This window comes from Agrobacterium sp. O3.4, from assembly GCF_041414895.1.
GTDB classification, from domain to species: Bacteria; Pseudomonadota; Alphaproteobacteria; order Rhizobiales; family Rhizobiaceae; genus Agrobacterium; species Agrobacterium cucumeris.
Genome location: NZ_JALPZP010000003.1, coordinates 25,268 through 49,372, shown reverse-complemented (window position 1 = coordinate 49,372; position 24,105 = coordinate 25,268). Strand labels below are relative to the sequence as shown.

General features: G+C 58.1%; 17 protein-coding genes. 4 read left to right on the top strand and 13 right to left on the bottom strand.

Annotated features, from left to right (window positions below; translation table 11 throughout):
• Window positions 1-4 precede the first annotated feature (4 nt).
• The 5 genes from M0412_RS17480 to M0412_RS17460 all read right to left on the bottom strand — a co-directional run bounded on the left by M0412_RS17480 (window position 5) and on the right by M0412_RS17460 (window position 7,248).
• Window positions 5-1,213 (bottom strand): glycosyltransferase family protein, encoded by a 1,209-nt coding sequence (locus tag M0412_RS17480; protein WP_269701278.1) that lies wholly within the window; start codon window positions 1,211-1,213, stop codon window positions 5-7.
• Between the two features lie 72 nt (window positions 1,214-1,285).
• Window positions 1,286-2,461: an ABC transporter permease gene (locus M0412_RS17475; protein WP_269701280.1), complete on the bottom strand. Its 1,176-nt coding sequence runs from the start codon at window positions 2,459-2,461 to the stop codon at window positions 1,286-1,288.
• On the bottom strand, window positions 2,458-3,456 hold the full coding sequence (locus tag M0412_RS17470) for an ABC transporter permease (RefSeq protein ID WP_142842335.1): 999 nt from the start codon (window positions 3,454-3,456) through the stop codon (window positions 2,458-2,460). The genes M0412_RS17475 and M0412_RS17470 overlap by 4 nt, the downstream gene beginning before the upstream one ends.
• A gap of 1 nt (window position 3,457) precedes the next feature.
• Window positions 3,458-5,359, bottom strand: a complete 1,902-nt coding sequence (locus M0412_RS17465) for an ABC transporter substrate-binding protein (RefSeq protein ID WP_269701282.1) — start codon at window positions 5,357-5,359, stop codon at window positions 3,458-3,460.
• Entirely contained in the window at window positions 5,356-7,248 is a 1,893-nt protein-coding gene (locus tag M0412_RS17460) for an ABC transporter ATP-binding protein (RefSeq protein WP_142842337.1), read from the bottom strand. Before M0412_RS17460 ends, M0412_RS17465 begins: the two co-directional genes overlap by 4 nt.
• Window positions 7,249-7,459: 211 nt before the next feature.
• On the opposite strand from M0412_RS17460, the gene M0412_RS17455 reads away from it, so the two are divergent.
• Window positions 7,460-8,419 (top strand): glycosyltransferase family 32 protein, encoded by a 960-nt coding sequence (locus M0412_RS17455; RefSeq protein ID WP_161991392.1) that lies wholly within the window; start codon window positions 7,460-7,462, stop codon window positions 8,417-8,419.
• Here M0412_RS17455 and M0412_RS17450 read toward each other — a convergent pair.
• On the bottom strand, window positions 8,411-9,154 hold the full coding sequence (locus tag M0412_RS17450) for a polysaccharide deacetylase family protein (protein WP_142842338.1): 744 nt from the start codon (window positions 9,152-9,154) through the stop codon (window positions 8,411-8,413). The genes M0412_RS17455 and M0412_RS17450 overlap by 9 nt on opposite strands.
• Window positions 9,151-10,248: a glycosyltransferase family 4 protein gene (locus M0412_RS17445; RefSeq protein WP_142842339.1), complete on the bottom strand. Its 1,098-nt coding sequence runs from the start codon at window positions 10,246-10,248 to the stop codon at window positions 9,151-9,153. Before M0412_RS17445 ends, M0412_RS17450 begins: the two co-directional genes overlap by 4 nt.
• A 127-nt stretch (window positions 10,249-10,375) precedes the next feature.
• Between M0412_RS17445 and M0412_RS17440 the strand changes: the two genes are divergently transcribed.
• Together M0412_RS17440 and M0412_RS17435 are read left to right on the top strand one after the other, a co-directional pair.
• Window positions 10,376-11,716 (top strand): nucleotide sugar dehydrogenase, encoded by a 1,341-nt coding sequence (locus tag M0412_RS17440; protein ID WP_161991393.1) that lies wholly within the window; start codon window positions 10,376-10,378, stop codon window positions 11,714-11,716.
• Window positions 11,717-11,728: 12 nt separating this feature from the next.
• On the top strand, window positions 11,729-12,211 hold the full coding sequence (locus tag M0412_RS17435; RefSeq protein WP_142842340.1) for a class I SAM-dependent methyltransferase: 483 nt from the start codon (window positions 11,729-11,731) through the stop codon (window positions 12,209-12,211).
• A 37-nt stretch (window positions 12,212-12,248) separates the two neighbouring features.
• On the opposite strand, the gene M0412_RS17430 is transcribed toward M0412_RS17435, so the two are convergent.
• From M0412_RS17430 to M0412_RS17415, 4 genes are all read right to left on the bottom strand, one after another.
• On the bottom strand, window positions 12,249-13,943 hold the full coding sequence (locus tag M0412_RS17430) for an adenylate/guanylate cyclase domain-containing protein (protein WP_142842341.1): 1,695 nt from the start codon (window positions 13,941-13,943) through the stop codon (window positions 12,249-12,251).
• Between the two features lie 322 nt (window positions 13,944-14,265).
• Window positions 14,266-14,967: an MBL fold metallo-hydrolase gene (locus M0412_RS17425; protein ID WP_269701289.1), complete on the bottom strand. Its 702-nt coding sequence runs from the start codon at window positions 14,965-14,967 to the stop codon at window positions 14,266-14,268.
• Window positions 14,968-15,313: 346 nt separating this feature from the next.
• Window positions 15,314-15,769 carry a cyclic nucleotide-binding domain-containing protein gene (locus M0412_RS17420; protein WP_046799488.1) on the bottom strand — a complete coding sequence of 152 codons (456 nt, stop codon included), beginning with the start codon at window positions 15,767-15,769 and terminating at the stop codon, window positions 15,314-15,316.
• A 43-nt stretch (window positions 15,770-15,812) separates the two neighbouring features.
• Complete coding sequence (locus M0412_RS17415; RefSeq protein ID WP_142842343.1) at window positions 15,813-18,530, bottom strand: ABC transporter ATP-binding protein; 2,718 nt, start codon at window positions 18,528-18,530, stop codon at window positions 15,813-15,815.
• A 345-nt stretch (window positions 18,531-18,875) separates the two neighbouring features.
• Here M0412_RS17415 and M0412_RS17410 point away from each other — a divergent pair, with 345 nt between their 5' ends.
• Window positions 18,876-20,696 (top strand): serine aminopeptidase domain-containing protein, encoded by a 1,821-nt coding sequence (locus M0412_RS17410; protein WP_161991394.1) that lies wholly within the window; start codon window positions 18,876-18,878, stop codon window positions 20,694-20,696.
• On the opposite strand, the gene M0412_RS17405 is transcribed toward M0412_RS17410, so the two are convergent.
• Both M0412_RS17405 and M0412_RS17400 read right to left on the bottom strand, forming a co-directional pair.
• Window positions 20,664-23,120, bottom strand: a complete 2,457-nt coding sequence (locus tag M0412_RS17405; protein WP_269701294.1) for a glycoside hydrolase family 2 protein — start codon at window positions 23,118-23,120, stop codon at window positions 20,664-20,666. The genes M0412_RS17410 and M0412_RS17405 overlap by 33 nt on opposite strands.
• On the bottom strand, window positions 23,117-24,100 hold the full coding sequence (locus M0412_RS17400) for a DUF1839 family protein (protein WP_142842346.1): 984 nt from the start codon (window positions 24,098-24,100) through the stop codon (window positions 23,117-23,119). The genes M0412_RS17405 and M0412_RS17400 overlap by 4 nt, the downstream gene beginning before the upstream one ends.
• Window positions 24,101-24,105 lie beyond the last annotated feature (5 nt).

The following is a 24,105-nucleotide window of genomic DNA, read 5'->3' as shown; positions in this document are numbered from 1 at the left end:
CCGGTCACGCGGAGAGTGTGATCGGCGTCCGTTCGCCCTCGGGCGGCAGCCATTCGGCGATCCGTTTCGATATATTTTCCAGACCGTCGAGCTTCAGCTCCCGCGAATTGACGGAGGGCGGTGCACGGCCGGGCAGGGCTTTGAGAGCTTCCGCCATTTTTGCGGGGTTTTCGGCATCCTCCGGCAAAAGCATGTCGAAAAGGCCGAGTTCCGAGGCGCGGCTGGCGCGGATCAGCTGCTCTTCCCGCGGGACGGTGCGCGGCACGACGAGGGCGGGCTTGTCGAAGGACAAAATCTCGCAGACGGTGTTATAGCCGCCCATCGACACGACGGCCTGGGCGCCGGCGACGAGATCTTCCATGCGGTTGTCGAATTCGATGATCTCGATATGCGGAATATCGGCGACACTGCTCATGAAGCGCTGACGCTGATCCGCCGGCATATAGGGGCCGAGAACCACCAGTGCCTTGTGGGTGAGTTCCGGATCATGGCGGTAGGCGTTGATGACATCGTCGATCAATTCACTACCATCGCCGCCGCCGCCGGTGGTGATGAGAAGGTAATCGCCTTCCGGCCGATGCGCCACGGTTTCTGCCTGCGTTTTGGATCGCTGCAGGAAGCCGACGAAATCCATCTTGTCACGAACATTTTCGGGAACATCCAGTCCCGTCAGCGGGTCGTGGAAATCCGGCGGGCCATAGACCCAGACATGGTCATAAAACTGGCCGATCTTGGTCATGACGTTGTTACGCTTCCACTCGGCTTCGAGCAGTTGCGGCGCATCCATGACATCGCGCAGGCCGATGACGAGCTTGGTTCCCTGTCCCTTGAGATAAGCTAGGGTTTCCTCCACTTCACCGCGCAGGCCCATGGGTTCCTTGTCGACGATGAAGATGTCAGGCTTAAAGCTTTCGGCCGTATGATAAATGATGGAGCGGCGCATCTTCAGGGTTTCCTGAAGATCGATATGCCTGTCCATCGAGGTGTATTCGCCGTTGCGCAGCTTGATGACGCTCGGGATTTTCACGAAATCGACGCGGGCGCGATAATCGAAAGCGCCGGCAATGGTGGCTCCCGAAATGATGAGGACGTTGAGGCCGCGATAATCTTCCACCAGCGCATGTGCGATCGTGCGACACCGCCGCAGATGTCCGAGGCCGAAAGAATCGTGGCTGTACATGAGAATACGCGCGTCGTTCAAACGGGAGGTCATGGGCCACACCTCTTGTTGCCTTTCACGATAAAGGCGATGGCGGAAAGGCAGTTCATCAAGGCGTGTTCCATTTTATCTGAAGGGATCCGCAGCATCACGTAGTCCGTCACCGAAGAAATTAAAGGCCAGAATGACGAGAACGACCGGGATCGTCGGTATGAGAAGCCACGGATATAGCGCAATGACGCTGACGCTGCGCGCTTCCGTGAGCAGAATTCCCCAACTTGTGATCGGCGGGCGCAGACCAAGGCCGAGGAAGCTCAGCGCAGTTTCACCGAGGATCATGCCCGGTATCGTCAATGTGGCCGAGGCGATGAGATGCGACATGAAGCCGGGAATAAGATGTCTGCCGATGATGCGCGGTGTGCCCGCACCCATCAATTGTGCAGCCAAAACATAGTCTTCCTCGCGAAGCGCCAGCAATTTCGAGCGCACGGCACGCGCCAGCCCCGTCCAGTCCAGCATGCCGAGAATGATGGTGATGCCGAGATAGACGAGGACAGGGCTCCAGGTCACCGGCATGATCGCCGCAAGCGCCAGCCATAACGGAATGCTTGGAATGGATTGCAGGACCTCAATGATGCGCTGGACAATCAGATCGAAGGTGCCGCCGCGATAACCGGCGAGACCGCCGATCACAATGCCGAGAACGAAGCTCATGGCGACGCCGAGAAGGCCGATGGTGAGCGAGATGCGCGCACCATAGATGATACGCGACAGCACGTCGCGTCCGAGGCGGTCGGTGCCGAGCAGGAACATTTCACCGCCTTCAGCGGGGCATACAAAGTGGGTTCTGCCTTCGAACATGCCCCAGAAACGGTAGGTATCGCCCTTGCAGAAGAAACGCAGCGGCTGAACATCCGTCGGCACGTCGCGATAGACACGCCGCAAATTGTCCATGTCGAGCGTCATTTCCCGACCGTACACGAAAGGCCCGACAAACTTTCCGTTGTCGAACAAATGAATGGCCTGCGGCGGAGCGTAGATATGCTCGATATTGCGGGTATGGAGATTGTAGGGCGCGAGGAACTCGCTGATCAAGATCGAAAGATAAAGCACCACCAGAAACGCGCCGGACCAGACGGCGATCTTGTGCTGGCGGAACTGCCACCACATGAGTTTCAGCTGCGACGCCTTGCTGAAGGCCGCCATACCAGACGTGTTCGGTTCGATCAGGGATGGATCGAAAGGTGCGGTCGATACGTAATGGGGCAGTGCTTCGCCTGCTTTCGGGATGGATGAAGTCATTTGACGTTACCACCTCCGAAGCGGATTCGCGGGTCGAGTATGGCAAGGGCGATATCCGACACCAGAACACCGATCACCGTCAGGAAAGCCAGGAACATCAGGAACGAACCGGCCAAATACATGTCCTGGCTCTGCAGTGCCCTGATGAGCATGGGACCGGTGGTTTCGAGCGACAGGACGACGGCGGTGATTTCCGCGCCTGATATGATGGCGGGCAGGATCGAGCCGATATCCGAGATGAAGAAATTCAGCGCCATGCGCAGCGGATATTTGGTCAGGACCTTGAAGGGGTGCAGGCCCTTGGCACGGGCGGTGACGACATATTGTTTCTGCAATTCGTCCAGAAGGTTGGCGCGCAGGCGGCGGATCATGCCGGCCGTGCCAGCCGTGCCGATGATAAGGACGGGTATCCAGATATGTTCGAGGATCGATCTGAACTTCGCCCAGCTCATCGCCTGGTTCAGATATTCGCGGTCCATCAGATGGCCGATGGAGATGCCGAACCAGATATTGGCGAAATACATCAGGATCAGCGCCAGCATGAAGTTGGGGATGGCGATGCCGAGCAGGCCAAGAAAGGTCAGGCCATAATCGCCCCAGCTGTATTTATGCGTGGCAGAGTAGATGCCGATTGGAAAGGCGATCAGCCAGGTGACGATGATGGTGAGGAACGACACCAGAACCGTGAGCCAGAGGCGGTCTCCGACGACATCGCTCACAGGTAGCTGATATTCGAAGGAATAACCGAAATCACCGACCAGCATGCCAGTCGCCCAGCGGAAGTAGCGGATCGGAGCAGGCTGGTCGAAACCGTAGCGGACGCGCAGCTCCTCGATTTCGGCAAGGTTGGCCGTCTCGCCCATGGCGCGCAATTCGGCGACATAGCTTTCGAAATAATCGCCCGGCGGCAGTTCGATGATGGTGAAGACCAGCATCGAGATCAAGATCAGCGTGGGGATCATCACGAGGATGCGCTTGAGAACATATCGCAGCATATCAGGCGTCCCCGTCGTACCAGAAGGCATCCGGCAGGTAGACGCCAAGATACGATGTGGGTTCATAACCAAAAAGCGCCTTTTCGGGCACGTTTCGCATGCGTTTGACATGGACGACAGGCTGAAGCGCGCCGTTGACGATGCCGATGGAAAACACCTGCTGTGTGTAGATGCCAAGCATTTCCAGCCAGATGGCCTCGCGCTCTTCCTCTGTGACGCTTCGACGCCATTTTTTCAGGAGGTCGAGCAGATGTGCCGCCTCCGGCAAATCGGGCTCCTTGCCCTCGCGGCCGCCGGACAGATAATGGATGCCCCAGACCGGCCATTGCAACTGGTCGTCACCGGTGGGCGCAAGGCCGGATGGCAACATGTCCGGGGTGGGCACACCATTGTCCATGCCCATCCATACCGACATCATCACCTCGCCGCCCATGGCGCGCTTGCGGAAGACGTCGCGCTGGGTGGGGCGGACGGAAACCGCAATGCCGATATGCCGCCAGTGATCCGTCACCAGTTCCATCACATCGGTTTCAAGCGTGCTCTCGCCTGTCGTCTCGACGATGATGTAGGCCGGACGACCGTCTGGAAGGAGCCTTATGCCGGCATTGTCGCGCTTGTCGAGGCCCACTTCATCGAGCAGCCTGTTGGCTGTTGCGCGATCGAAGGCGCTCCAGGCTTCGGCAAATTCGGACCGGTAGAGCGGGCTTTCCGGCAGAACCGTGTCGGCACTTTCCTTCGCCAGCCCGTAAAAACAGACCATGTTGATTTCATGCCGGTTGATCGCAAGGGACAGTGCACGGCGCACCCGCACGTCCTGAAAATAACCCCGCCATGCCGGGTCGGCGCAATTGAGGTTCGGCAGAAGCGCAACGCGTGATCCCTGCGAGCGCTTGTACAGGTTGACCTTCAAGGGGAAACGCTTTTCGGCATCCTTCAGGAAGGTGTAGTCGGCGAAATCGAGGCCGAAATATTGCAAGTCACTGTCGCCGGATGCCGTCTTGGCCGAGATGATATCGGAGGAGGTGACGTTCAGCAGGAAGCGATCGAGATAGGGCAGCTGCAGGCCGTTTTCATCGACACGGTGATAATAGGGGTTGCGCTCGAATACGAACTGTTCGGCCGGCGGCGAGGTCGTGTTGCGCCATGCGTCCAGCGTCGGCAAAGCCGGGTTTTCCGGACGCACCTGCCGCGACATCTTGATATGCAGCCCGCTCCAGTCATCCGCCTTGTTCTTCTTGATGAGTTTGGCGAGATTTTCGGCAGTCTGATATTTGATGTGGAACTGCTTCATATAAGCGGCGGGCAGGAACAGTCTCGCCGGCGAGGCAGCCGCAAGTTTCGCCAGAAAATCCGGGTTCGGGCCTTCCCAGGTGTAACGCACGGTCAGCTGGTCGATGACTTCGATCAGGGGCGGATTGTTGTTGACCAGAAGTTCGATCGGCGGACCGCCCTTATGGATTTCCTTGTTGAGGGCGACATCCTCCCAGAAATAGCGGAAATCCTCCGAGGTAAAGTCGCTGCCATCGGACCATTTGTGGCCCTCGCGCAGCTTGAAGGTGAAGATGCGTTCTTCCTGAACGTCGTAGCTTTCCAGAATGTCCGGGTGCAGCTCGAATTTTTCGTCATAACCGACCAGCCGGGCATAATTGCTGATCGGCATCAGCCTGATGTCGCGCTGGCCGCCGATGAGCATGCGCACGGAGCCGCCATGTTTTCCCGGCTCGCGGCCGAGCGATTTCATATTCATGACGCGGGGGTTTTTCGGCAGACGTTCCGCAACGTCGGGCAACTCGCCCTTTTCCCGCTTTTCCTTGAAATAATCAGGGTCGGTATAGGCGGCGCGCGCATAGGCCGGCAGGAAGACGGAGGCCATGAGGGCGAGAGTGGTGCGGCGCGTGATCAAGGGCGAAGCTCCCGGATATCGACGTTGCCGTTTGCGAGAACAAAATGGCCGTCGCCCAGATCGGCGGAAATCATGTCGCCATCACCCTCGTCACGAAACTGTTTGCCCCAGTCGAATTTGCCCGTCGCGCTGATCTTGCCGATGGTGCGGAAATCAAGCGGACGGTCGAGGTCGGGAAAGGGCACGGCCGCCAGCAGCGATTTCGTGTAGGGATGCACGGGGGAGCGCATCATGATTTCCCGCGGCGCCAGCTCAACGATGCGGCCTTCACACATCACGGCCACGCGGTCGGCCATATAATCCACCACCGCCAGATTGTGCGAGATGAAGAGGTAGGTGAGACCGAGGTCTTTCTGCAAATCCTTGAGCAGGTTGAGAATTTGCGCCTGAACCGAGACATCGAGCGCAGAAACGGGTTCGTCGCAGATCAGCAGTTCTGGCCCAAGCGCCAAAGCTCTGGCAATGCCGATGCGCTGCCTTTGGCCGCCGGAGAAGCTGTGCGGATAACGGTTCAGCGCGCTTTCTCCAAGGCCGATCGCCTTGACGAGATTGCGAACTTTTTCGGCGCGGTATTTCGCATCACCCCGCCCGTGGATTTCCAGCGGCTCGCTCAGGATATTGCCGACCGTCATGCGTGGCGAGAGCGATGAGATGGGGTCCTGAAAGACCATCTGTATTTTCGAGCGCAGTTCCTTGAGGTCGCCGTCTTTGGCGTTGAGAACGTCGATGTCGCCCTGCGGACGGTGGAAGGTGACGGAGCCTTCATCCGGGCGGACGGCGCGCATGAGGATCTTGCTGACGGTGGTCTTGCCGCTGCCGCTTTCGCCCACCAGCCCGAGGCATTCGCCACGGCGGATTTCAAAACTGACGCTGTTGACGGCCTTGGTGGCGTTGGCATCGCCTTTGCGGAACCAGCTGGACTTGCGGGTCGTGAAGGTCTTGCTGATATTATCGACGGTCAGAAGCGGGCCGGGGGTTTTGTTCACCGCAGCGGTTTTTTTGCCGACAAGGCTTTCGTGATCAACATTGATCTCGCGTAGCGCCTTCAGCCTCTCGCCGGGCTTCATGTCGAAATGTGGCACGGCTGCCATCAGGCCCTTGAGATAGGGATGGCTTGGCGACTTGAAAATCTCGTCGACGGTCCCGGCTTCCATGATCTCGCCCTGATAGATCACGGCAACTTCATCGGCGATGTTTGCCACCACGCCGAGATCGTGGGTGATGAGCAGCATGCTCATATTCAGCCGGCTTTGCAGATCCCGCAGCAGCTTGAGGATCTGCGCCTGGATGGTCACATCAAGAGCTGTCGTCGGCTCGTCGGCGATCAGCAGCGCCGGACGACAGATCAGCGCCATGGCGATCATGGCGCGCTGGCGCATGCCGCCGGATAGTTCGAAGGGGTACATGTTCACGACCTTCTTGGGTTTGGAAAACCCCACGAGGTCGAGCGTTTCATACATTTTTTCCGCGCGTTCCGCCGGTGACAGGATGCTGTGGATGCGCAGCGCCTCATCGATCTGATTACCGACGGTGTGCAGCGGCGAAAAGGAGGTCATTGGCTCCTGAAAAATCAGCCCGATGCGATTTCCGCGTATCGAGCGGATTTCCCGGCCGTCTTTCGGCAACTGCAACAGATCGACGGGGCCGGCTGCGGCATTCTCCGGATCTGTGAAGAGCACGCGGCCGTTCACACGCGCCGTCTTGGGATGGATGCCCATGATGGTCTGGCCGATGACGGATTTGCCCGAGCCGGATTCTCCCACAAGTGCGGTGACTTTTCCGGGAAGGATACGAAGGCTGGTGCCCCTCACGGCATCAATGGTGCCGCCCATAAGAGAAAACGAGACCCGCAGGTTTTCAATACGGAGCAAATCTGCGCCTGCGCTCATGCCAAAGGGTTCCTTGCCGTCTCTTTATCGTTGCCTTGTGACAATTTGCTCAGGAGGGCTTAAAGGCACGTTATCGCAGGGTTTGTTGTCTGTCTATGCTTCTGAAACATCGAATTGTGCAGCAAATTCAAAGCCGGCTTCTGAAACGCGATGGCTTGCCTGACGGCTCTTGTTTGGCGATATGTTAACGAGCGTTTCTGGATGGGGATCCATGTCCGACAAGAAATATTATGACGCGCAGCTGGAGAAAGCCCGACAGTTGCAAAATGACGGCCAATATGCGGAAGCGCATGCGCTTCTCCTATCTCTGGTTGCGGCAAAAGACGGGCACCTGATGGGTGAGCGGACGGTGCTCGGTCTGCCGCGCCGGCTGCATGCGGCGCGGCTGCGTCTTGCCAAGGCGGAAGGCGATATGGTTGCCAGGATCGGTTACCAGTATACGCTGGTGCCGCCGCCTCATGTGCTGGCGAAATATGCACAGTTTTCACCGGAAGAGCGCCGCACGGTCAATCTCAAAAGCAGGGAGGATGTGCCGCGGTTCATCCACCAGATATGGATCGGTCAAAAAGCCCCGCCGGTATCGGTGGAAGCCTGGGCAGCTCATGCCGCGAGGCACGGATATGGCTACCGTCTCTGGCGCGAGGCCGACCTTGAGCGGGAAGGCGTGTTTGCAGACGCCGTCTTCAAGACCATGCTCGATCAGGGTGATTATCCGGGCGCGGTGGACGTGGCGCGTTATATTGTACTGGAACGATTTGGCGGCATCTATCTAGACTGCGACTGGTATCCGGCACGGGACGATGTGAGCTTCGAGGCTTTCCTGCCTCTGGTGGGGCTGACGGCATTCGATGAAAAAACGCCGCGTGATACGGGGCAGGGCAGCATGCTGCTTGCCAATTCCTTCATTGCTTCCCCGGCAGGCCATCCGGTTTTTCGCAGGATGCTGGAGGCGTTTTCCGGTGTCCTCCAGGAAATGCCGCGCGCACCGGCCTGGTGGTCGACCGGACCGCTGATTTTTACCGTCATCGCCCGGGAGGGAAGCATCAGCCTCGCACCGGCGTCGTTCGTTGCCGCGTCTCTTGCCGATCATACGCCGGTTGCGGTGGTCGAAGCGCTCCGGCAGAAGCTCAACGAGGCGAATGGGTTGCTGATCGCCTGGAAATCATGGTGAGATTTCGTCTACGAGGTCTCCGGAAGAGCGCCATCGAGCTGCGGGATGATTGTTGGTTGCTTCGAAAAGCCGCCGCAGAAATCGCCAGACATTCTCGTCATGCACGAGATGATGGGTGAGGATGCCGGTGGTGCCGCCCTCTTCGGCGGTCCTCAGGATGCGGGCAGCGGTTTCGGCGAAAAGGATATCGTCGTTGCGGCCGCCTCGGCTGCCGTGCCAGTCGATAACATCGACATGGGTGTTCAGACGGGGCGGCAGGGTGTTTTTCTCCGGGCCGAAAACGGACAGGGCGCGATATCCGAGAACCGCCAGTCCCTCGACGATAATGCCATCCACGCGGTTCCATGGCGGCACGAGCATCGGCACGAAACGTGTGCCATGCAGGTCGTGGAGTTTATCCAGTCCGGATTGCAATTCGTCGAGAACGAGGGAAAGCTCCCGGTGAGCGCCAAGTTCCTGTTTCTTCTCACCGTTCCCGGCATAATTTGTGTGCGACCAGCCATGCACGGCCACATGGGCAATATCTGACGCATCCAGATATTGCGCGAGCCTGTCCGTCGTCATTTCGGGAATGACCGCGAGGGTTACCGGCACGGAAAAGCCGCGGCAAAGATCAAGCAGCGTATCGAGCGCGGATGTCGGCTCCACGGCATCGTCGTCCCGAAGCCAGAGATCGGCGGTCATGCCGCGCCGGCTGCATTCATCCAGCGCTGCAATCAGTTTTTCCACACTCATGATCTTCGCGCCTTTGCTTGCAGCAGGATATGGTTCAGCTCTGTCGCGGCGTTTTCCAGGGATCGTTCATTGACGACGAACTGGCGGGCCGCTTTTGCCAGTTCTTCGCGCTGCCTGTCATTGTCGAGCAGGGTCTTGATCGCGTCGGCATAGGCGGCTGTATCATTTTCCGGTGTCAGTAATCCTGTGGTGCCGGATTTTACCACTTCGGGAACGCCGGCCACTTTTTCGGCTACCACCGGCAGGCCGGCGGCCTGTGCCTCAAGATAGGCAAGACCATAGGCTTCGCCATGGCCGGGCCAGACATAGAGGCATGCTTTTGAAAGAAGTGCGGCGATCTCGGTTGCGGTTTTTTCGCCGTGCCAGACAAGACGATTGTCGGGAAATGTGCTGAATATGGCCTCCACAGTGCCGCGTTCCGGTCCGTCACCGATAATATCCAGCGTCCAGTCGAGATCCTTTGGCAACAAAGCGAGGGCCTCTGAAAGCGCGCGATAACTGTTCAGCTTGTCGCCCGCCCGCATCATGGCGACGGTGATGAGCCTCCCCGGCGTCGGGTTTGGGGCATTCGCAACAAACTTTTCGGTATCGATAAAGGGTTGCAGCATTGCAGAGTGCAGGGTTGGGGACGCGCGCAAAAGCCCTTCGCGATCCCGTGCGGTGAAGCAGATATTGACCGCGGCTGCGTTCAATGCGGCTAGCAACCCGTCCTGCACCGCATGCCAGCCCATGGCATTGCGTTTTGGCGAATAGGAGGCCTCGGCGGTGACGTAGGCAATATCGAACCGTCTGGCGAGTTCCGGCCCGAGCAAATCCGGGGCCTTGTAGTAAGGGTGGTAACAGAACCAGAGGTCTGGCGCGCCTTCCAGTTTCCAGCGCTTGGTAATCGCCTCGATTTCACGCTCGGCTGCATCGGCAAGCGAGGTTCGTGCCGGGTCATCCGCCTGCTTTAGAAAGCTGCGCAGTTCTGAAGCAACGAGCACCGCATGGCCGCCCATCGTCATCGCCTGCATCAGCAGGCGCGCCATCAACCGGTCTCCGGAGGGAACGGGATGGTTGGGCGATTTGAGCGGCGAATAAAAAGCGATCTTCATGCCGATGGTTGTGCGTTGGCGGCGGTTCCTGCGTCAACCGGAATTTGAAAGGGCCGAGCCTTGACAGCCCGGCCATTCTTGCCCAACTGAAAGGCATCTTTTGCACATGCGCGGAGCGTGACACGCTTTGACTTTTTCTGACATTTCCCAGAACCTGCTTTCCAGCATCGAAAATAAAACCGCCAAGGCGGGTGTGATCGGCCTTGGCTATGTCGGCCTGCCGCTCGCCATGACGGTCGCCAAGGCCGGGTTCAAGGTCGTCGGTTTCGATATCGACCCCGGTAAAATTACCGCGATCGATGCGGGCCGCAGCTATATCGAGGCGGTATCCGATGAGGTGCTGACAAGTGTCAGGCAGGACGACGGCTTCGTCGCGACGGCCGATTTTGCCCGACTGGCCGAATGTGATGTGATCGCCATCTGTGTGCCGACGCCGCTGACGAAATATCGCGAGCCGGACCTTTCCTATGTCGAAAAGACCTGCCGGGATATTGCCGCGCATCTGCGCAAGGGGCAGCTCGTGGTTCTGGAATCGACCACCTATCCCGGCACGACCGATGGGGTGGTGAAGACCATTCTGGAGAGCCGCGGGCTGGTTTCCGGCGTTGATTTCTTCATCGGCTTTTCGCCCGAGCGGGAAGATCCCGGCAATCGTGATTTCGAGACTTCGACCATTCCGAAGGTCGTTGCCGGTGATGGCGAAGCGGCTGGAAAACTGATGGCCGCGTTTTATGGATCGGTTGTCAAAAAGATCGTGCCCGTTTCGACAAACGCCACGGCCGAGGCGGTGAAAATCACCGAAAACGTCTTCCGTGCCGTCAATATCGCGCTCGTCAATGAACTCAAGGTCGTCTACGAGGCCATGGGCATCGACATATGGGAAGTGATCGACGCGGCAAAAACCAAGCCTTTTGGTTTCATGCCGTTTTATCCCGGTCCGGGCCTTGGCGGCCACTGCATACCGATCGATCCGTTCTACCTCACCTGGAAATCACGCGAATATGAATTGCCGACGCGGTTCATCGAGCTTGCCGGGGAAATCAACACCGGCATGCCCCGTCACGTCGTCGGGCGGGTTGCGGAAGCGCTCGATATTCATTCCGGCAAGGCGCTCAGCCGTTCGAAGGTTCTGGTTGTCGGTCTCGCCTACAAGAAGAACGTGCCCGACATTCGCGAAAGCCCCTCGCTGAAGCTCATCGAACTTATCCAGGAGCGCGGTGGCGAGGCCGCCTATTATGATCCGCATGTGGCGGAAATCCCGAAAACCCGGGAATACAGCCACCTAATGGGCATGAAATCGGTGCCATGGGACAGTCGGACGATCGGCGCTTTCGATGCCGTTCTCGTGGCGACCGACCATGACAATGTTGATTATGCCGCGCTCAGTGAATGGGCGCCGCTGATCATCGACACGCGAAATGTCTTTGCGCGGCGAGATATTGCTGCAAAACACATCATCAAGGCCTGATACGGACGGACCATGAGCAGACTGGACAGTTTTATTCGCCGGTTGACCGCGCAGCGGGATATTCTCAACCACCTCGCGGCTGATCTCGATCTGCCAGAAGAGGGTGCACTGATGGAAATCGGTCTCGGAAACGGACGCACTTTCAATCACCTGCACGAACTGTTTCCCAGCCGTCGTATCATCGCTTTCGACAGGGCCATGGGTGCGCATGCCTCGTCGGTTCCGGCCCCTGAGGATCTTGTTATTGGTGAAATCTCGGAGACCGCGCCTGCCTTCATCGGTGCAGATGCGGCGATGGTTCATGCCGATATCGGCACGGGCTATCCGGAAAAGGACGCGGTTACACTGACGTGGTTGCCGGATCTTGCCGCGGGCGTTCTGGCGAAAGGCGGCATCGCCGTCAGCGGTCTGCCGCTGGAGCATCCCCTGCTGAACCCGCTGCCGGTGCCGGAAAGCGTGCCAAGGGACCGCTATTTTCTCTATCGCAAGATTTGAACCTGCGCAGGTAAACAGCAACCGCCCGGGCCTTGTCCTAGAGATAACGTTCGCTCTCTTCCTTCGAGAGCAGGAAAACTTTCATCTGTGAGTTCCGTCCGCGGATGGTGATCTGTTCGCTGCGAAGGTCGGCGATATCCTGCCCTGCCTGCGTTAGCGCCGGTTCGGAAACAACGATGGCTGCGCCGAATTCCTTGGCCTTGGATTCGAGCCGGCTTGCGACATTGACGGTATCGCCGATAGCCGTCAGGGTTTTTGCGGCGCCATATCCCATGACACCGACGATGCTTGGGCCGGCGTGAATGCCGACCACAACTTCGAGACGGACGGCGAATTGTTTCTCCAGCCCCTCGTTCAAGATTGCGATATCGCGCAATATGGTGGCGGCCGCCTTCATCGCATTGCGGCAGGCATGTTCCTCGTCCTCTCCAAGTCCAAAAAGAGCCATGGCTCCATCGCCGATGAACTTGTCGAGATGGCCGCCCGCGTGCTCGACGGCCTGGCCGACGATGGTGAAATAACGGTTCAGGAGGAAGACGACATCATAGGGCAGCTTCGCCTCGGACAGCGTGGTGAAGTTACGCAGATCGCAAAAGAGGATGGCGATTTCCTCTTCCCGGCCGGGGCGGGCCAGCTGCGCATCGACCGGCAGGTCGCTCTGCTGGGGCGGCGAAACGAGAAGCGCGATACCAAGATCGCTCGTGGGGCGTAGCTGACAGCCGAGCCTCACATCCGAATCGGCATGGATGCGTCGCAATGTGGTTTGCTCTATGTCTCCGGGTGGCGGAAGCGGGCCTTTGCTGTTCAGAATCTTGACCCGACAGGTTGAGCAGCGCCCTTTGCCACCGCAGACCGAATAATGCGGTATGCCCGCAAGCCGGCTGGCCTCCAGAATGCTCAGCCCGGCCGGCACACGCGCCTGTGCGCCATGTTCGTAGCGGATTTCGATGGCCGTCAACCGTTGCCGCCAGCTGCGCACGCCGCGCAGGACGAAAACCAGCATTACCGCGCCGATAAACGACGTTTCCGCCGTCCCGGTGATGAACCGAATCTGCGTCTCCATTTCCCGTTGCAGCGGTAACTCGTCTTTTTGAATGGTATTGTCGACGAGCCCCGGAGGAAGCGCATATTTTTCGTCGATCTCCGCCAGCCATCGGCCGGCATCGCTGAAGCCCAGCAGCGCCAGAAGCGGCAGCATCACCGCCACCGTCATGAACAGCCCGGCTATGCGCGGGTACCAGTCGCGGTAACGTAGCCAGAAATACAGGCCGATGCATCCGTGGACCCAGATGACGATCAAGGCGAGGCTTTGCCACGCGCCCTGTATCGGGTTGTTGATCCACAGCCTGCGGATGACCGAGTAGTAGCCGACATCGATGCCATAAATCATATGCGACACGCGGATATTGACGGCGTGGCCGATGATCAGAAACGGGATCGACAGGCCGAAAATGACCTGAAGCGCTTCGCGCAACGGCATGCGCAATGTTCTGCGCAGATAAAGCGAGCGCAGAACAAGGCAGACATGCACCAGAACCGAGCCATAAAAAAGCAGGCTACTGATGGGGTTGAGCCAGATGAGGCTGAACCATTTTCGGGCCCGTTCGGCGGTGTCTATGGAGATGAGTGCAAGGGAGTGATTGAAAAGATGGGAAAATACAAAAGCAAATATGATGAGACCGGATAAAATCCGGGCCCGTCTCAAATTGGTCTCCGAAAAGAAACGGATCATGCAAATCCCATCATGTGGTCGCTCAGCGCAGAATCATCATTTAATAAGCCGTGACGTCCTTAGTGCAGGGAATCTCGTGGCAATATCGTGGAGCAAAAGGCTGGCAACGGTCAATTGTGCGTGTTCGAATGTCGCCGGCGCATGTCCTGTTTAAAAAGGAGCCGTTCGGTATGCTCTCGCCTTTTGTTTTACGCATCGTCCGGACATAAAACCGCTGCGCATTTTATTGGAAATTTTCTGGACGCACGATTGCAATCGCGACTTGGGGACGCTGCCAGGCACCCAAACTTTCGCCGAGACCAGGAGGTTGCGGTGACCGCGATCAGAGTTCGATTATCTGGCCGTCCATGGCAGCGAATGCGCCACCGAACTGGGTTTTCGCCTGTTTTTCGATACTGTCCAGCTCCTCGTCGCTGCGACTTGGGGCATGGTGTATGAAACCGACATTTTTTGCATCGGCCAGTTTGGCAAGGCGGATCGCCTGTTGCCAGGACGAATGGCCATAACCGCGATAAAGGCCCATTTCGTCGTCGGTGAACATGGCGTCGTAAAGGAAAAGATCGACATCCCTGATCAGATCGAGCACGGTTTCGTCGATGCTGCCCGGCTCATGCTCCGTATCGGTGATGATGGCGAGGGATTTTCCTTCCCAGTCCAGCCTGTAGCCGATGGCATTACCGGGATGATTGAGCATTCCGGTTCTGATTGAAAGGCCGGGGCGCGGGTTGAGCGTGTCGCCGGGCATGAAGTCCCGCGTCACCATTTTTGCGCAGCAAACCTCCAGCGGCACGGGGAACCAGGGTGGGCTCATGAAATCCTTGAGCATTTCCCGCGTTGTCATGATGCCTGCCAGGTGACCGGACCAAATAGCGACGTCGTTGCAGCTGTTGTAAAACGGCTTGAAGTAGGGGAAGCCGACGATGTGATCGTAATGACAGTGCGAGAAGAACAGATCGACGTTGGTAATGCCTTCCGCCCGCAACGCCAGACCGGCGGGATGAAGCCCAGACCCCGCATCGAACAAAAGAACATGATCTCCGCATCGTACTTCGATGCAGATGGTATTGCCGCCATATTTTCGGAAGTTTTCACCTGAAACAGGAAGCGTTCCCCGCGCGCCCCAGATCTTTACCCGAAAATTTCTATTACTTTCCCGACTTGCTGTGTCGGAATCGAACGCCATGACACACCCCAATAACAACGGAATCTTACACGCTTCCCCCATGAAGCCCGTTGTCTCTACAGATTTTTATATCCGCCTTTTCTGGCGGATGCCTTTACCTCTTATTCAGTCAGCATTTCATTTATATTGCAATGGTGCGACATTTATTTTTCTAATATCGCCCGTCGGGGTAGCAAGGAATTGCCGCTCATGTTCTGGCGCTTGCGCGCGCCTTGCTGAGTTCCGTCGTCGTCTGGGTGAGGCGTTCGGCAAGAACGCGCATGACTTTTATGGTGATATCCGGGAAATCGGACATGAGCTTGAAGAACTGCTCCTTGCCGATCCGCAGGGCTTCGACATTGGTGGAGGCGCGCACAGTTGCGGTTCTAACGCTGTCACAGAGGATGGCGATTTCGCCGACAATGGCGTTGCCGGTCATTTCCGCCACTTTCAATGTGCCTGATGGGGAATCGACCAGAACATCCACCTTGCCGGTCAGAACCACATAGGCCGCATCGCCGACATCCCCCTGCCGGAACAGCACGTCACCCGTATGATAGGACACCCGATCCGATGCAAAAGCGAGTAGTTTGAGCTTCGACGGTTCCATTTCCGAAAAAAACGGGACGCGTTTCAGCATTTGAATTTCGTCTTTGAAGAGCATTGCCTTACCCTATTCTTGTTCCACCTCGGCCACGTTCTTGGACTTATGTTGCGACCATGTCCTTGAATGTACCGTTTTCCTGCGCCAGAGTCTCGTAACTTCCGTCGGCGGTGATTAGTCCCTGGTGGACGAATATGACCCGGCCGAACATGCGTGAGAGCGTTGCATTCGACAGAACCCATATGATTGACGGGTTATTGTTGTTCTGTTTCAGGAGTGTGATGACCCGCTCGACAATTTCCTCCTGTTGTCGGGGATCGAGGCCGGGAAGGGGGCGATTAAAGACGTAATAGTCGGATTTGCGGATCAGCGCGCGGGCAAGATTGAGCTTCTGGCGCTGCAGCGGACCAAGCCGCTTGCCGCCGGCACCGAGGTTGAAATCGAGGCCGACCGCCAGAACACGCTCGTAGACGCCCTGCTTGCGCATGACATCGGCGACGATGTGGGTGATACGCCGCGAGGCATCGGTATAACGATGGCTGACCTTGCCGAAGAGAATATTGTCCAGCAGACTGGTGGCGCTCATATATTTCGTCGGATCGTAGATTTCGATGATGTTTTTCAGACTGTCGGGCAGGTTTTCATGGAACATGTGCCGGACTTCGATGATCCTGTTCATGATTTCCGGCGACAAGAGGCCGAAACGCTGCCGGGGCTCGATGTAAAAGAAGCTCAGCCGCAGCATCGCGCGTTTTTCGCTCTCATTGGCATCATCGAAACCACGGCCCTGCAGGCGCTGCAACATCTGCTGATAGACTGGAATGTCATCGGGCGTCATGAATGTCAGCTGCTGGAAGAAGGGATGGTCTCCCGGCAGATCGGCGAAGATTTCGACGATGTTTTCGGCGATCGTGTAACCCATCTCGAACAGGGTTTTGACAAGACCGGTTTCGCGCATCAGCGAGCGGAAATAATCGCTTTCGATGATGGTCCGGATCGTCTGGGAGGAGTCCCGCATGGTGCCGAACAGCAGGTTTTCGCCGACCGTCGCTTCGCTGTTGTAGCTCTCAAGCTCGAAAGGCGCGATGAGGCCGCTCAAGTTCTCCTTTTCCAGTTCGGCGCGCAGCACATGCCGCAGTTCCACGATGCGGGCGGCAAGATGCAGGTCGGTCAGGGGGTCGATCGACGAGCGCAGTGCAAACTCGAGGATATCCTGCGACAGTTCCACGCTGTCGAGCACGGCCAGGATTGCCCGAATGAGATTTTCCGGTTTGCCGTCACCGGACGGGCTGGAAGCGTAGTCGATCCATTCGCTGTTTATGTCGATCAGCGGATTGCCAGCCATCTTGGCTTCGCGGATTTCCCACTTGCGGTGTTCCAGAGCCGCACCCTCATAGTTCTTGTTTGCCAGCGGGGCGTGTTTCAGGCCGTAGAGCAGATTGTCCATCAGGCTGGCATGGAAAAAATAACTGTCCGAGGAGACATAGGAGATGCGCCGTCCCGTCAGCGATTCCGGCAGTTCCAGTATGTCGACATCATTGATGCTGATCTTGCCGGAGGCCGGCCAGAGTGTACGGCCGATCGCATCCGCAAGCGCTTCGCCTCCCGCGCCGCCGACGATGGCGATGACTTCACCCGGCTCGATCTTCAGCGATGCCTGCTCCAGAAGCCGGCTGCCGCTGTCGTCTTCCAGTGTCAGATTGGTGATGACGATCGGTGCGGTGATGGCTGCGACGGTTCCCGGCGACAGTTTCTGCACGTTCTCTTCGATCATGTTCGGGGCATTGAACTGTTCGAAGACCTGCTCGTATTTCACCTGCACATCCTGACGTGCCTGATCCCAGTCGATCAGTTCCTTCAGCGGTCCGGGCAATTCCTTGTAGGCGTTGATGACGGCGACCAGCTGGCCAACATCGAGGCTGCCCTTGAGGGTGAGATAACCGCCAAGCGCATAAAAGAAGAAGGGCGTAAGCTGCGCGAGGAAGTTATTGATGAATTTGACCAGAAACTTCCACTGGTAGAGATCGTAACGGATCTTGAAGATGTCGCCGAGCCGGTGGGAAGCATCGGCGCGCTCGAAATTTGACGTATCATAGGCGTGGATGGTGCCGATGCCGTCGACCATCTCGCCGATGCGCCCGGCAAGCTGGCGGGCGCTCAACTGCCGCTGGCGACCGAGTTCAATCAGGCGACGGCGCATCTTGGGGATGATGCCGACCTGAATGGCGGCCATGAAGGCAGCGATCAGACCCAGCCAGAAATTCTGCACGAGGATGAAGAAGAGAGCAGAGAGCGCCTGACCGCCGAGAAGCGCTGGCTGCACGAAGGCGTCGCCGGTAAAGCCGCCTAGCGGCTCGACCTCGTCCTTCACCATGCTGGAGATCTCAGCGCCCTTGACCCGCTTGAAATGGCTGGGTGGGAAGCGCAGGATCCTGTCGATCAGTTCAAAGCGGACACGCCGGAGAAGCCGTTCGCCAAGGCGGCCCTTGAAGGTATTGATGTAATATTTGAAAAGCCCGTTGATGACGACAAGCGCAAGGAATGTCAGGCTGAGCGCCATCAGCATCGACATGCGGTTGAGTTCGAGCCCGGGGAACAAGGTCACGGTGCCCCAATAAGGGATATCGACCGTGAGATGCATGAAAAGCTGTGTTGCGTTCGCCCCTTCGAAACCATCCCCCTGAATGGGGCCGTTGACGATCTGCTTGGGCAGATCGAAGGCGAGGAAGTAGGGGATCATGGACAGGGCCACGATCAGCAGAATGAAAAGCTGCTGCCGCCTCGTGTGCGACCAGATATAACGCGTAAGGCTTTGTTCCATATAAAACTTCTATGACCTGTCGGGGCAAGCCCGGGGTGTTGGTTTGCGCGGTGTCTAGACGATCCGGTGGGCGGGTGGCGCAAGCTCCTCCTGCAAATAGGTACGTGACTCGCTATTTATCAGTATATTCAAGCGGTTTCGAGCAAAATAGCATCCGCATCGAGGCTTACCCGCCACACTGAAAGATTGTTTTTGCAACCCGTGTGTCGCAATCCATATAAATGCGACAGTATTTTTAGAATTCTCTAATGTTATTGTTTTTAGTGTAGAACAGGCGTTAAGACACTTGGGTATAGTGATCCCGTAGTGGTTGAGCCAGACGCTGGCGCAATAGTGGCAAGGTCGATGGCGATAGATATTTCAGAGCGTGCAGGCGGCGAACCTCCCCTTGAGTCACGGCAGCTTTTCGACATTGCAGCGGATGGAATGATCGCGCATCCCGTTTCTTTTGAAGGGCTTGCCGGTATTTTTCATCCGGCGCGCAAAGATGTGCAGCGGGATCATGCGGTTCTTTTCGTCAGCCCGTGGGGCATGGAAGAGCTGTGCAGCCGCAAGTTTCAGCGCGTTCTGGCCGAGCGGCTGGCCGCTTCCGGCGTTGCCAGCCTGCGATTTGACTATCTTGGCTCAGGCGACGCGCTCGATCCGGACGATGTGGGTCGGGCGGCGGACTGGCTTTCCGACACGCGCGCGGCGTTTGAGTATCTGAAGCGTCTTTCCGGCTGTTCCGGGGTTGTCGTTGTCGCGCAGGGCCTCGGTTGCGCGATTGCAGCTCAGGCACTTGCCGGTACTGCACCCGCCGGTTCCATGGCTCTTCTGGCGCCGGTCGTCTCCGGTCGCGCCTATCTGCGTGAACTGGCGATGTGGTCCTCCATGATTGACGATGGTCTTGGTCTTTTACCCGCGCAACGCTCAGTACAGCCCGGGGCGATCGCCGGAATGACCATGCCTGTTGGTGTTGCGGATACGATCAAGAAGATCAATCTCTCCGGTCTTGAAACTGTTCCGGCCCGCAATGTCCTTGTGCTTGCGAGAGCCGGTCGTGTGACTGACAGTGATCTCGCCAGACATCTCGCGGCGCTTGGCGGTGAGGTGAAAGAGGCGGCTTTTTCGGGTTATGACGATCTCGTTTCCAGCCCGACGCTTTCGAAAATATCCGGCGATGTCGTGAACCGACTGGTGGATTGGGTCTTGTCACAGACCCATGCCGGGAACCCGGTCACACTCCCTGAAGATTTCACCATCAACGCGCCACAGCGCGGCAATGGCTTTTTCGAACAGCCGGTGCAATTTGGTGAGGGCGGACGGCTTTTCGGCATCTTTTGCGAGCCGGACCATCGACAACCGGTTTCTTCGGTCCTTCTGCTTGGCGCGGCCTATGACCGGCATGCGGGCTGGGGCAGGCTTTCCGTGCAGACCGCCCGTGCCCTTGCGCGTGCCGGTGTCGCGTCGCTGCGCTTCGATGCCGCCAATATTGCCGACAGCCCGCCGGTCAAAAACGTGCCGGATCAGGTTCTTTATGATGCCTCGCAGAATGACGATGTCTCTGCCGCTCTCGATTTTCTCGAGCGGCGCGGCAAAGGTCCCTTCATCGCGGCCGGCCGGTGCAGCGGTGCCTATCTCGCTTTCAACGGCGCGCTTGCGGATGGTCGGATCAGCGCAGTCGCTGCGGTCAACCCGGTCGTCTTCCACTGGCAGAAAGGCCGCTCCGTCGATGAAGCCTTGCACAAGCGTCCGCGCTCGTTTGGGGAGTACAGCCAGCGTTTTCGCCAGGGGGCAACGTTCAAGCGTCTCTTCAGCGGCGATGTGGATGTCATCAGTGCCGGACTTAACATCTTCAAGGCAACGATGAAGAAGCTTTCGACAAAAACGGCAAGGCTGTTCCGCCGGGGCAGCGAAGAAGGGCGCGCCGTTTACGGTGCTTTTGATTCACTCAAGGCAAAGGGCACCGCTGTCAGTCTGCTCTATAGCGACAATGACGACGGGCTTGAGCATTTTCGCTATTACTTCGATGCCGATGGTCGCGGGCTTTCGGCCTATCAGAATGTGTCGCTGACAATTATTGCCGATGCCGACCACAATCTTTCGACACCGGAAGCGAAAACGATCTTCATCGATGCGGTGACGCGATTGGCTCTAAAAGGAGAAACGCCGGCCGGAGCCCAGTGATACCACGTCTCCGGACGGTGGCGTTTCGATTGTCCCGGCCTCCGGCACAAGATTGATTGTCTTGCTCTCGCCGGGGGCGAGATGGAACCAGTTTTCCGAGGCACGATAGCCTTCCGCCGACACATGGACGGATTGCGCCAGCCGGTCGGTACCGATTTCGAGCGACCAGTTGCCGTTGGTTTCGCTGATACCCGAAGACAGATTGGCGGCATGCAGCGCTTTTTTCCGGCCGAGCGGAAAATGGAAGGCGTCGGCGATAACAAGCCCGGTTGCGACATCACGAAGCCGGGCGACCGTGACATCATGGGATGGCGGGCCGAAACGATAGGCATAGGTCGTGTCGAAAAAGGCGCCGAACAAATCGGTTGCGGCAATTATCTGGCTCTGCCGCGGCGAGAGCGTCAGCGGGCGTTTGGCGTGCACGACTGGCTGCATGCCGTCGCGCAGGCATGTCAGTTCCAGCATGGCGTCCAAGCTCTCGCTGGTTTCGTTGATGAGATGGATGTCCAGCCCGTTGGTGCCTTCATCGGCAAGGCTGAGCTGGACGGGGCGGAACGCGCGCTTTAATGCGTGCCAGACGGATTTGGGCCGGCCGGTGGCGTCGATGATACCCCAGCCAGCGCCGGGAACGAGATCCTGCAGGGTCCAGACCAGCGCGCCCCGACAAGAGGAACTGCTGCGCCGCCATTCGGCGAAGGTCGCTTCCATAACCTCGGCTGTTGCTGCACGGGACATGTCGAGATAAAGCCCGCCATCCTCGCGTCGCAGAACGTCCGGTTCAACGTCGTAAAGCAGCTTCAGATAATGGTCGCGAACATCTTCGAAATCCCAGGACGCGCCGCGATCGCGCGGCGTGCGGGCTTTCCAGCGTGGATCGTGCACGGCCACGCCGGGAAGATATTTGTCCAGCGTTTCCTGTTCGGGAATATTGGAAAAAGCCAGGCACTCGGCGGCAAAGCGCACATCGGCGCGGCGGGCATCTTCCAGCGGACGGCAATAGGCGCCCACACCATAATAGTGACCGACCCCGGCATTGGGGAAAAATGGCAGCGCGCCGCCGGAGGGGGAGTTGGTGACATAGGCCGCATCCGGCCGTTTCTCAGCCAGCACATCCGGAATAATCTCCTCGGTGAGCGTCGCCTTCCATATCTGTTCCGGCAGGCCGAGCATGGCGCCCTGCTGGTACATCTCGCTGCCGCCGCAGAAAACGGCGAGGGAGGGAGAAAGCGCTGTCGTCTCGAGGAACTGCGAGATTTCCGTAACAATATGCTGGCGCAGGCCGTCATCCTTTGCCGGGTAATCGAAATTGGCAAGCATGGCGTCCTGCCAGACCATGATGCCCAGTTCATCGCAAAGCGCGAAGAATTCCGGCGTCTCATAGGCCATGGTGCCGCCGATACGGATCATGTTCATGCCGGCTTCGGCTGCTTTTTTGAGCCATGGCTCGTAGTCCGGCCGTGTTCCCGGCAGGCGCACGATGTCGGCCGTCGCCCAGACTGCGCCGCGGCAGAAGACGGGTTGGCCGTTCACCTTGAGCCCGAAACCGTTGCCATCCTCGCCGTTATCGATCTCCACCTGGCGGAAACCCGTGCGCCCGAGCCTGTGTTGCTTGCCGTCCAACTCCAGAATGATGTCGTGCAGCGCGGGTCTGCCATGGGTGTGCGGCCACCAGATTTCGACGCCGGGTATGAGTAGTTCGCCGAGGAGTTTGCCGTCCTCGCCCTTTGAAAGATTGATACAGTAACCCGCGCAAATCACCCGTGCGGACTGGATGTCACGGTTCGCTTCAAGAGCGATGCTGACCTTTCCCGTGCCGGTATCGTCAAGCGAAGATTGCAGGGTGCAAAGCACGCTTTCCTGCTTGATGAGGCTGATGGGTCGCCATGGGCCAGCGGCATGGATTTCCGGGCACCAGCCGGGCATATGGCCAAGTGCGGTGGTACGGATCAGCCGCAACCCCTGTGTGTTCATCATCTGCGGACGCCAGCGGGCGCGCGGACCGGTTTTTTCGAGCCGTGGTGCAAGCGCCCGGAAACAGATCGAAAGTTCGTCCGCGCCTGTGAGCGTGACTGGCACTTCCAGCCTTTCGAACATGCTTTGGCTGGCGGCGATCAGCTCACCGTTGAAGAAGATTTCCGCAACGGTTGCGAGGCCGTCGAAGCGCAGTGTGGCCCGTTCCCGCACATCGGAAATCATCGTCAGCCGATACCAGGCATCCCTGTCGTTGAGCGTGACAGGAGCAAGACGATCGAATTTCCCGGCATCCTCCAGTGCCTGCGCCACCGTGCCGGGCACGGAGACGTGCAGGCTTTCAAGTGTTGCCGGGATGTCGGACGGGGTTTCGCAGGCATCGGCGGGCGTCAGTGTCAGCGTCCAGCCTTCACTCAGAAACTCCTCGCTTTCGCCCGGAAAATAAGTCCTCACGCGGCCTCGCTGGCGTCAGATAGTTTCGCCGCAAGGCTTTCCATCAAGCCATCCCATGCGTCCGCTGCCGGATCGAGCACGGATGCCAGCGCGTCGAATTTGCGGCGGGTGACAGCGCGGGCTAGCTGGAACTGCACGGTCTTGGCGACCTCGGAGATACGCAGCGCGTGGTCCCTTGCTTCGGAAAAACCGTCCTTGTCGAGCCATTCGAGATGGCTTGCCGCCAGTTCGAAATTGGCGCCGAGCTGGCGCAGCGTGTTGAAGGCATATTTGTGGAAAAAGCCGAAGGGCCTGTCGGCAACCTTTTCCACCTGCGCCGGAAACACGGCTGAAAAGGCTCTGACCGGATTGGCGGATGGCCGCCGTGAAAAATGAAATCTCAGCAATCGCTCGGCCGTCTTGCGAACATGGGCCGACGACGGATTGCTTTCTGCGAATTTCGCAAATTCGGTGTAGGGCAGGAAGGGTGGGTCGGTCTCGGCCAGATGGTGCTGGAACAACCCGTCGAAATCCTCGCCCGACAGATGGAAAAAGCCGGCATTGTGGAAGTAGTCTAGTTCCCGGTTCGCCAGATCGAGCCGGTTGATGGCGACGGTGGTTTTGCCGTGCTCCTTCTGATAGCCCACCCCATGGGTGTCGGGCATATAGAAGCTGTCCATCTCGACCAGGCAGATGCGACCGCGTTCCAACTGCGCCTCGATGTGGTTTTCCACCCGGTCGAAGATCGCCAGTTCGGTGGCGCGAACGCCATAAAGCGCTTCGAGATCTTCCAGCGGCACCTTGAAGAAGGTGAACTGGTCACCCTCAAAGTCCTGCGTCAGGGTGAAACCGAACATGGCTTCCGGCGGCAGGCCTTTCGAGGCCAGAACCTCTATCCACAAATCGATGTAGCAATTGGTCTCCGGCCACATTCTTTCGGAAGAATGGAGCGGATGTTGCACATAGTTCTTGGGATCAAGGCCCGGAAAAATCTGCCGCATGGATA

What these genes read in the sequence shown, in the direction of transcription:
- M0412_RS17480 (WP_269701278.1), bottom strand. Translation starts at nt 1,213, where the DNA reads ATGACCTCCCGTTTGAACGACGCGCGTATTCTCATGTACAGCCACGAT.
- M0412_RS17475 (WP_269701280.1), bottom strand. Translation starts at nt 2,461, where the DNA reads ATGACTTCATCCATCCCGAAAGCAGGCGAAGCACTGCCCCATTACGTA.
- M0412_RS17470 (WP_142842335.1), bottom strand. Translation starts at nt 3,456, where the DNA reads ATGCTGCGATATGTTCTCAAGCGCATCCTCGTGATGATCCCCACGCTG.
- M0412_RS17460 (WP_142842337.1), bottom strand. Translation starts at nt 7,248, where the DNA reads ATGAGCGCAGGCGCAGATTTGCTCCGTATTGAAAACCTGCGGGTCTCG.
- M0412_RS17455 (WP_161991392.1), top strand. Translation starts at nt 7,460, where the DNA reads ATGTCCGACAAGAAATATTATGACGCGCAGCTGGAGAAAGCCCGACAG.
- M0412_RS17450 (WP_142842338.1), bottom strand. Translation starts at nt 9,154, where the DNA reads ATGAGTGTGGAAAAACTGATTGCAGCGCTGGATGAATGCAGCCGGCGC.
- M0412_RS17445 (WP_142842339.1), bottom strand. Translation starts at nt 10,248, where the DNA reads ATGAAGATCGCTTTTTATTCGCCGCTCAAATCGCCCAACCATCCCGTT.
- M0412_RS17435 (WP_142842340.1), top strand. Translation starts at nt 11,729, where the DNA reads ATGAGCAGACTGGACAGTTTTATTCGCCGGTTGACCGCGCAGCGGGAT.
- M0412_RS17430 (WP_142842341.1), bottom strand. Translation starts at nt 13,943, where the DNA reads ATGATCCGTTTCTTTTCGGAGACCAATTTGAGACGGGCCCGGATTTTA.
- M0412_RS17420 (WP_046799488.1), bottom strand. Translation starts at nt 15,769, where the DNA reads ATGCTCTTCAAAGACGAAATTCAAATGCTGAAACGCGTCCCGTTTTTT.
- M0412_RS17415 (WP_142842343.1), bottom strand. Translation starts at nt 18,530, where the DNA reads ATGGAACAAAGCCTTACGCGTTATATCTGGTCGCACACGAGGCGGCAG.
- M0412_RS17410 (WP_161991394.1), top strand. Translation starts at nt 18,876, where the DNA reads ATGGCGATAGATATTTCAGAGCGTGCAGGCGGCGAACCTCCCCTTGAG.
- M0412_RS17400 (WP_142842346.1), bottom strand. Translation starts at nt 24,100, where the DNA reads ATGCGGCAGATTTTTCCGGGCCTTGATCCCAAGAACTATGTGCAACAT.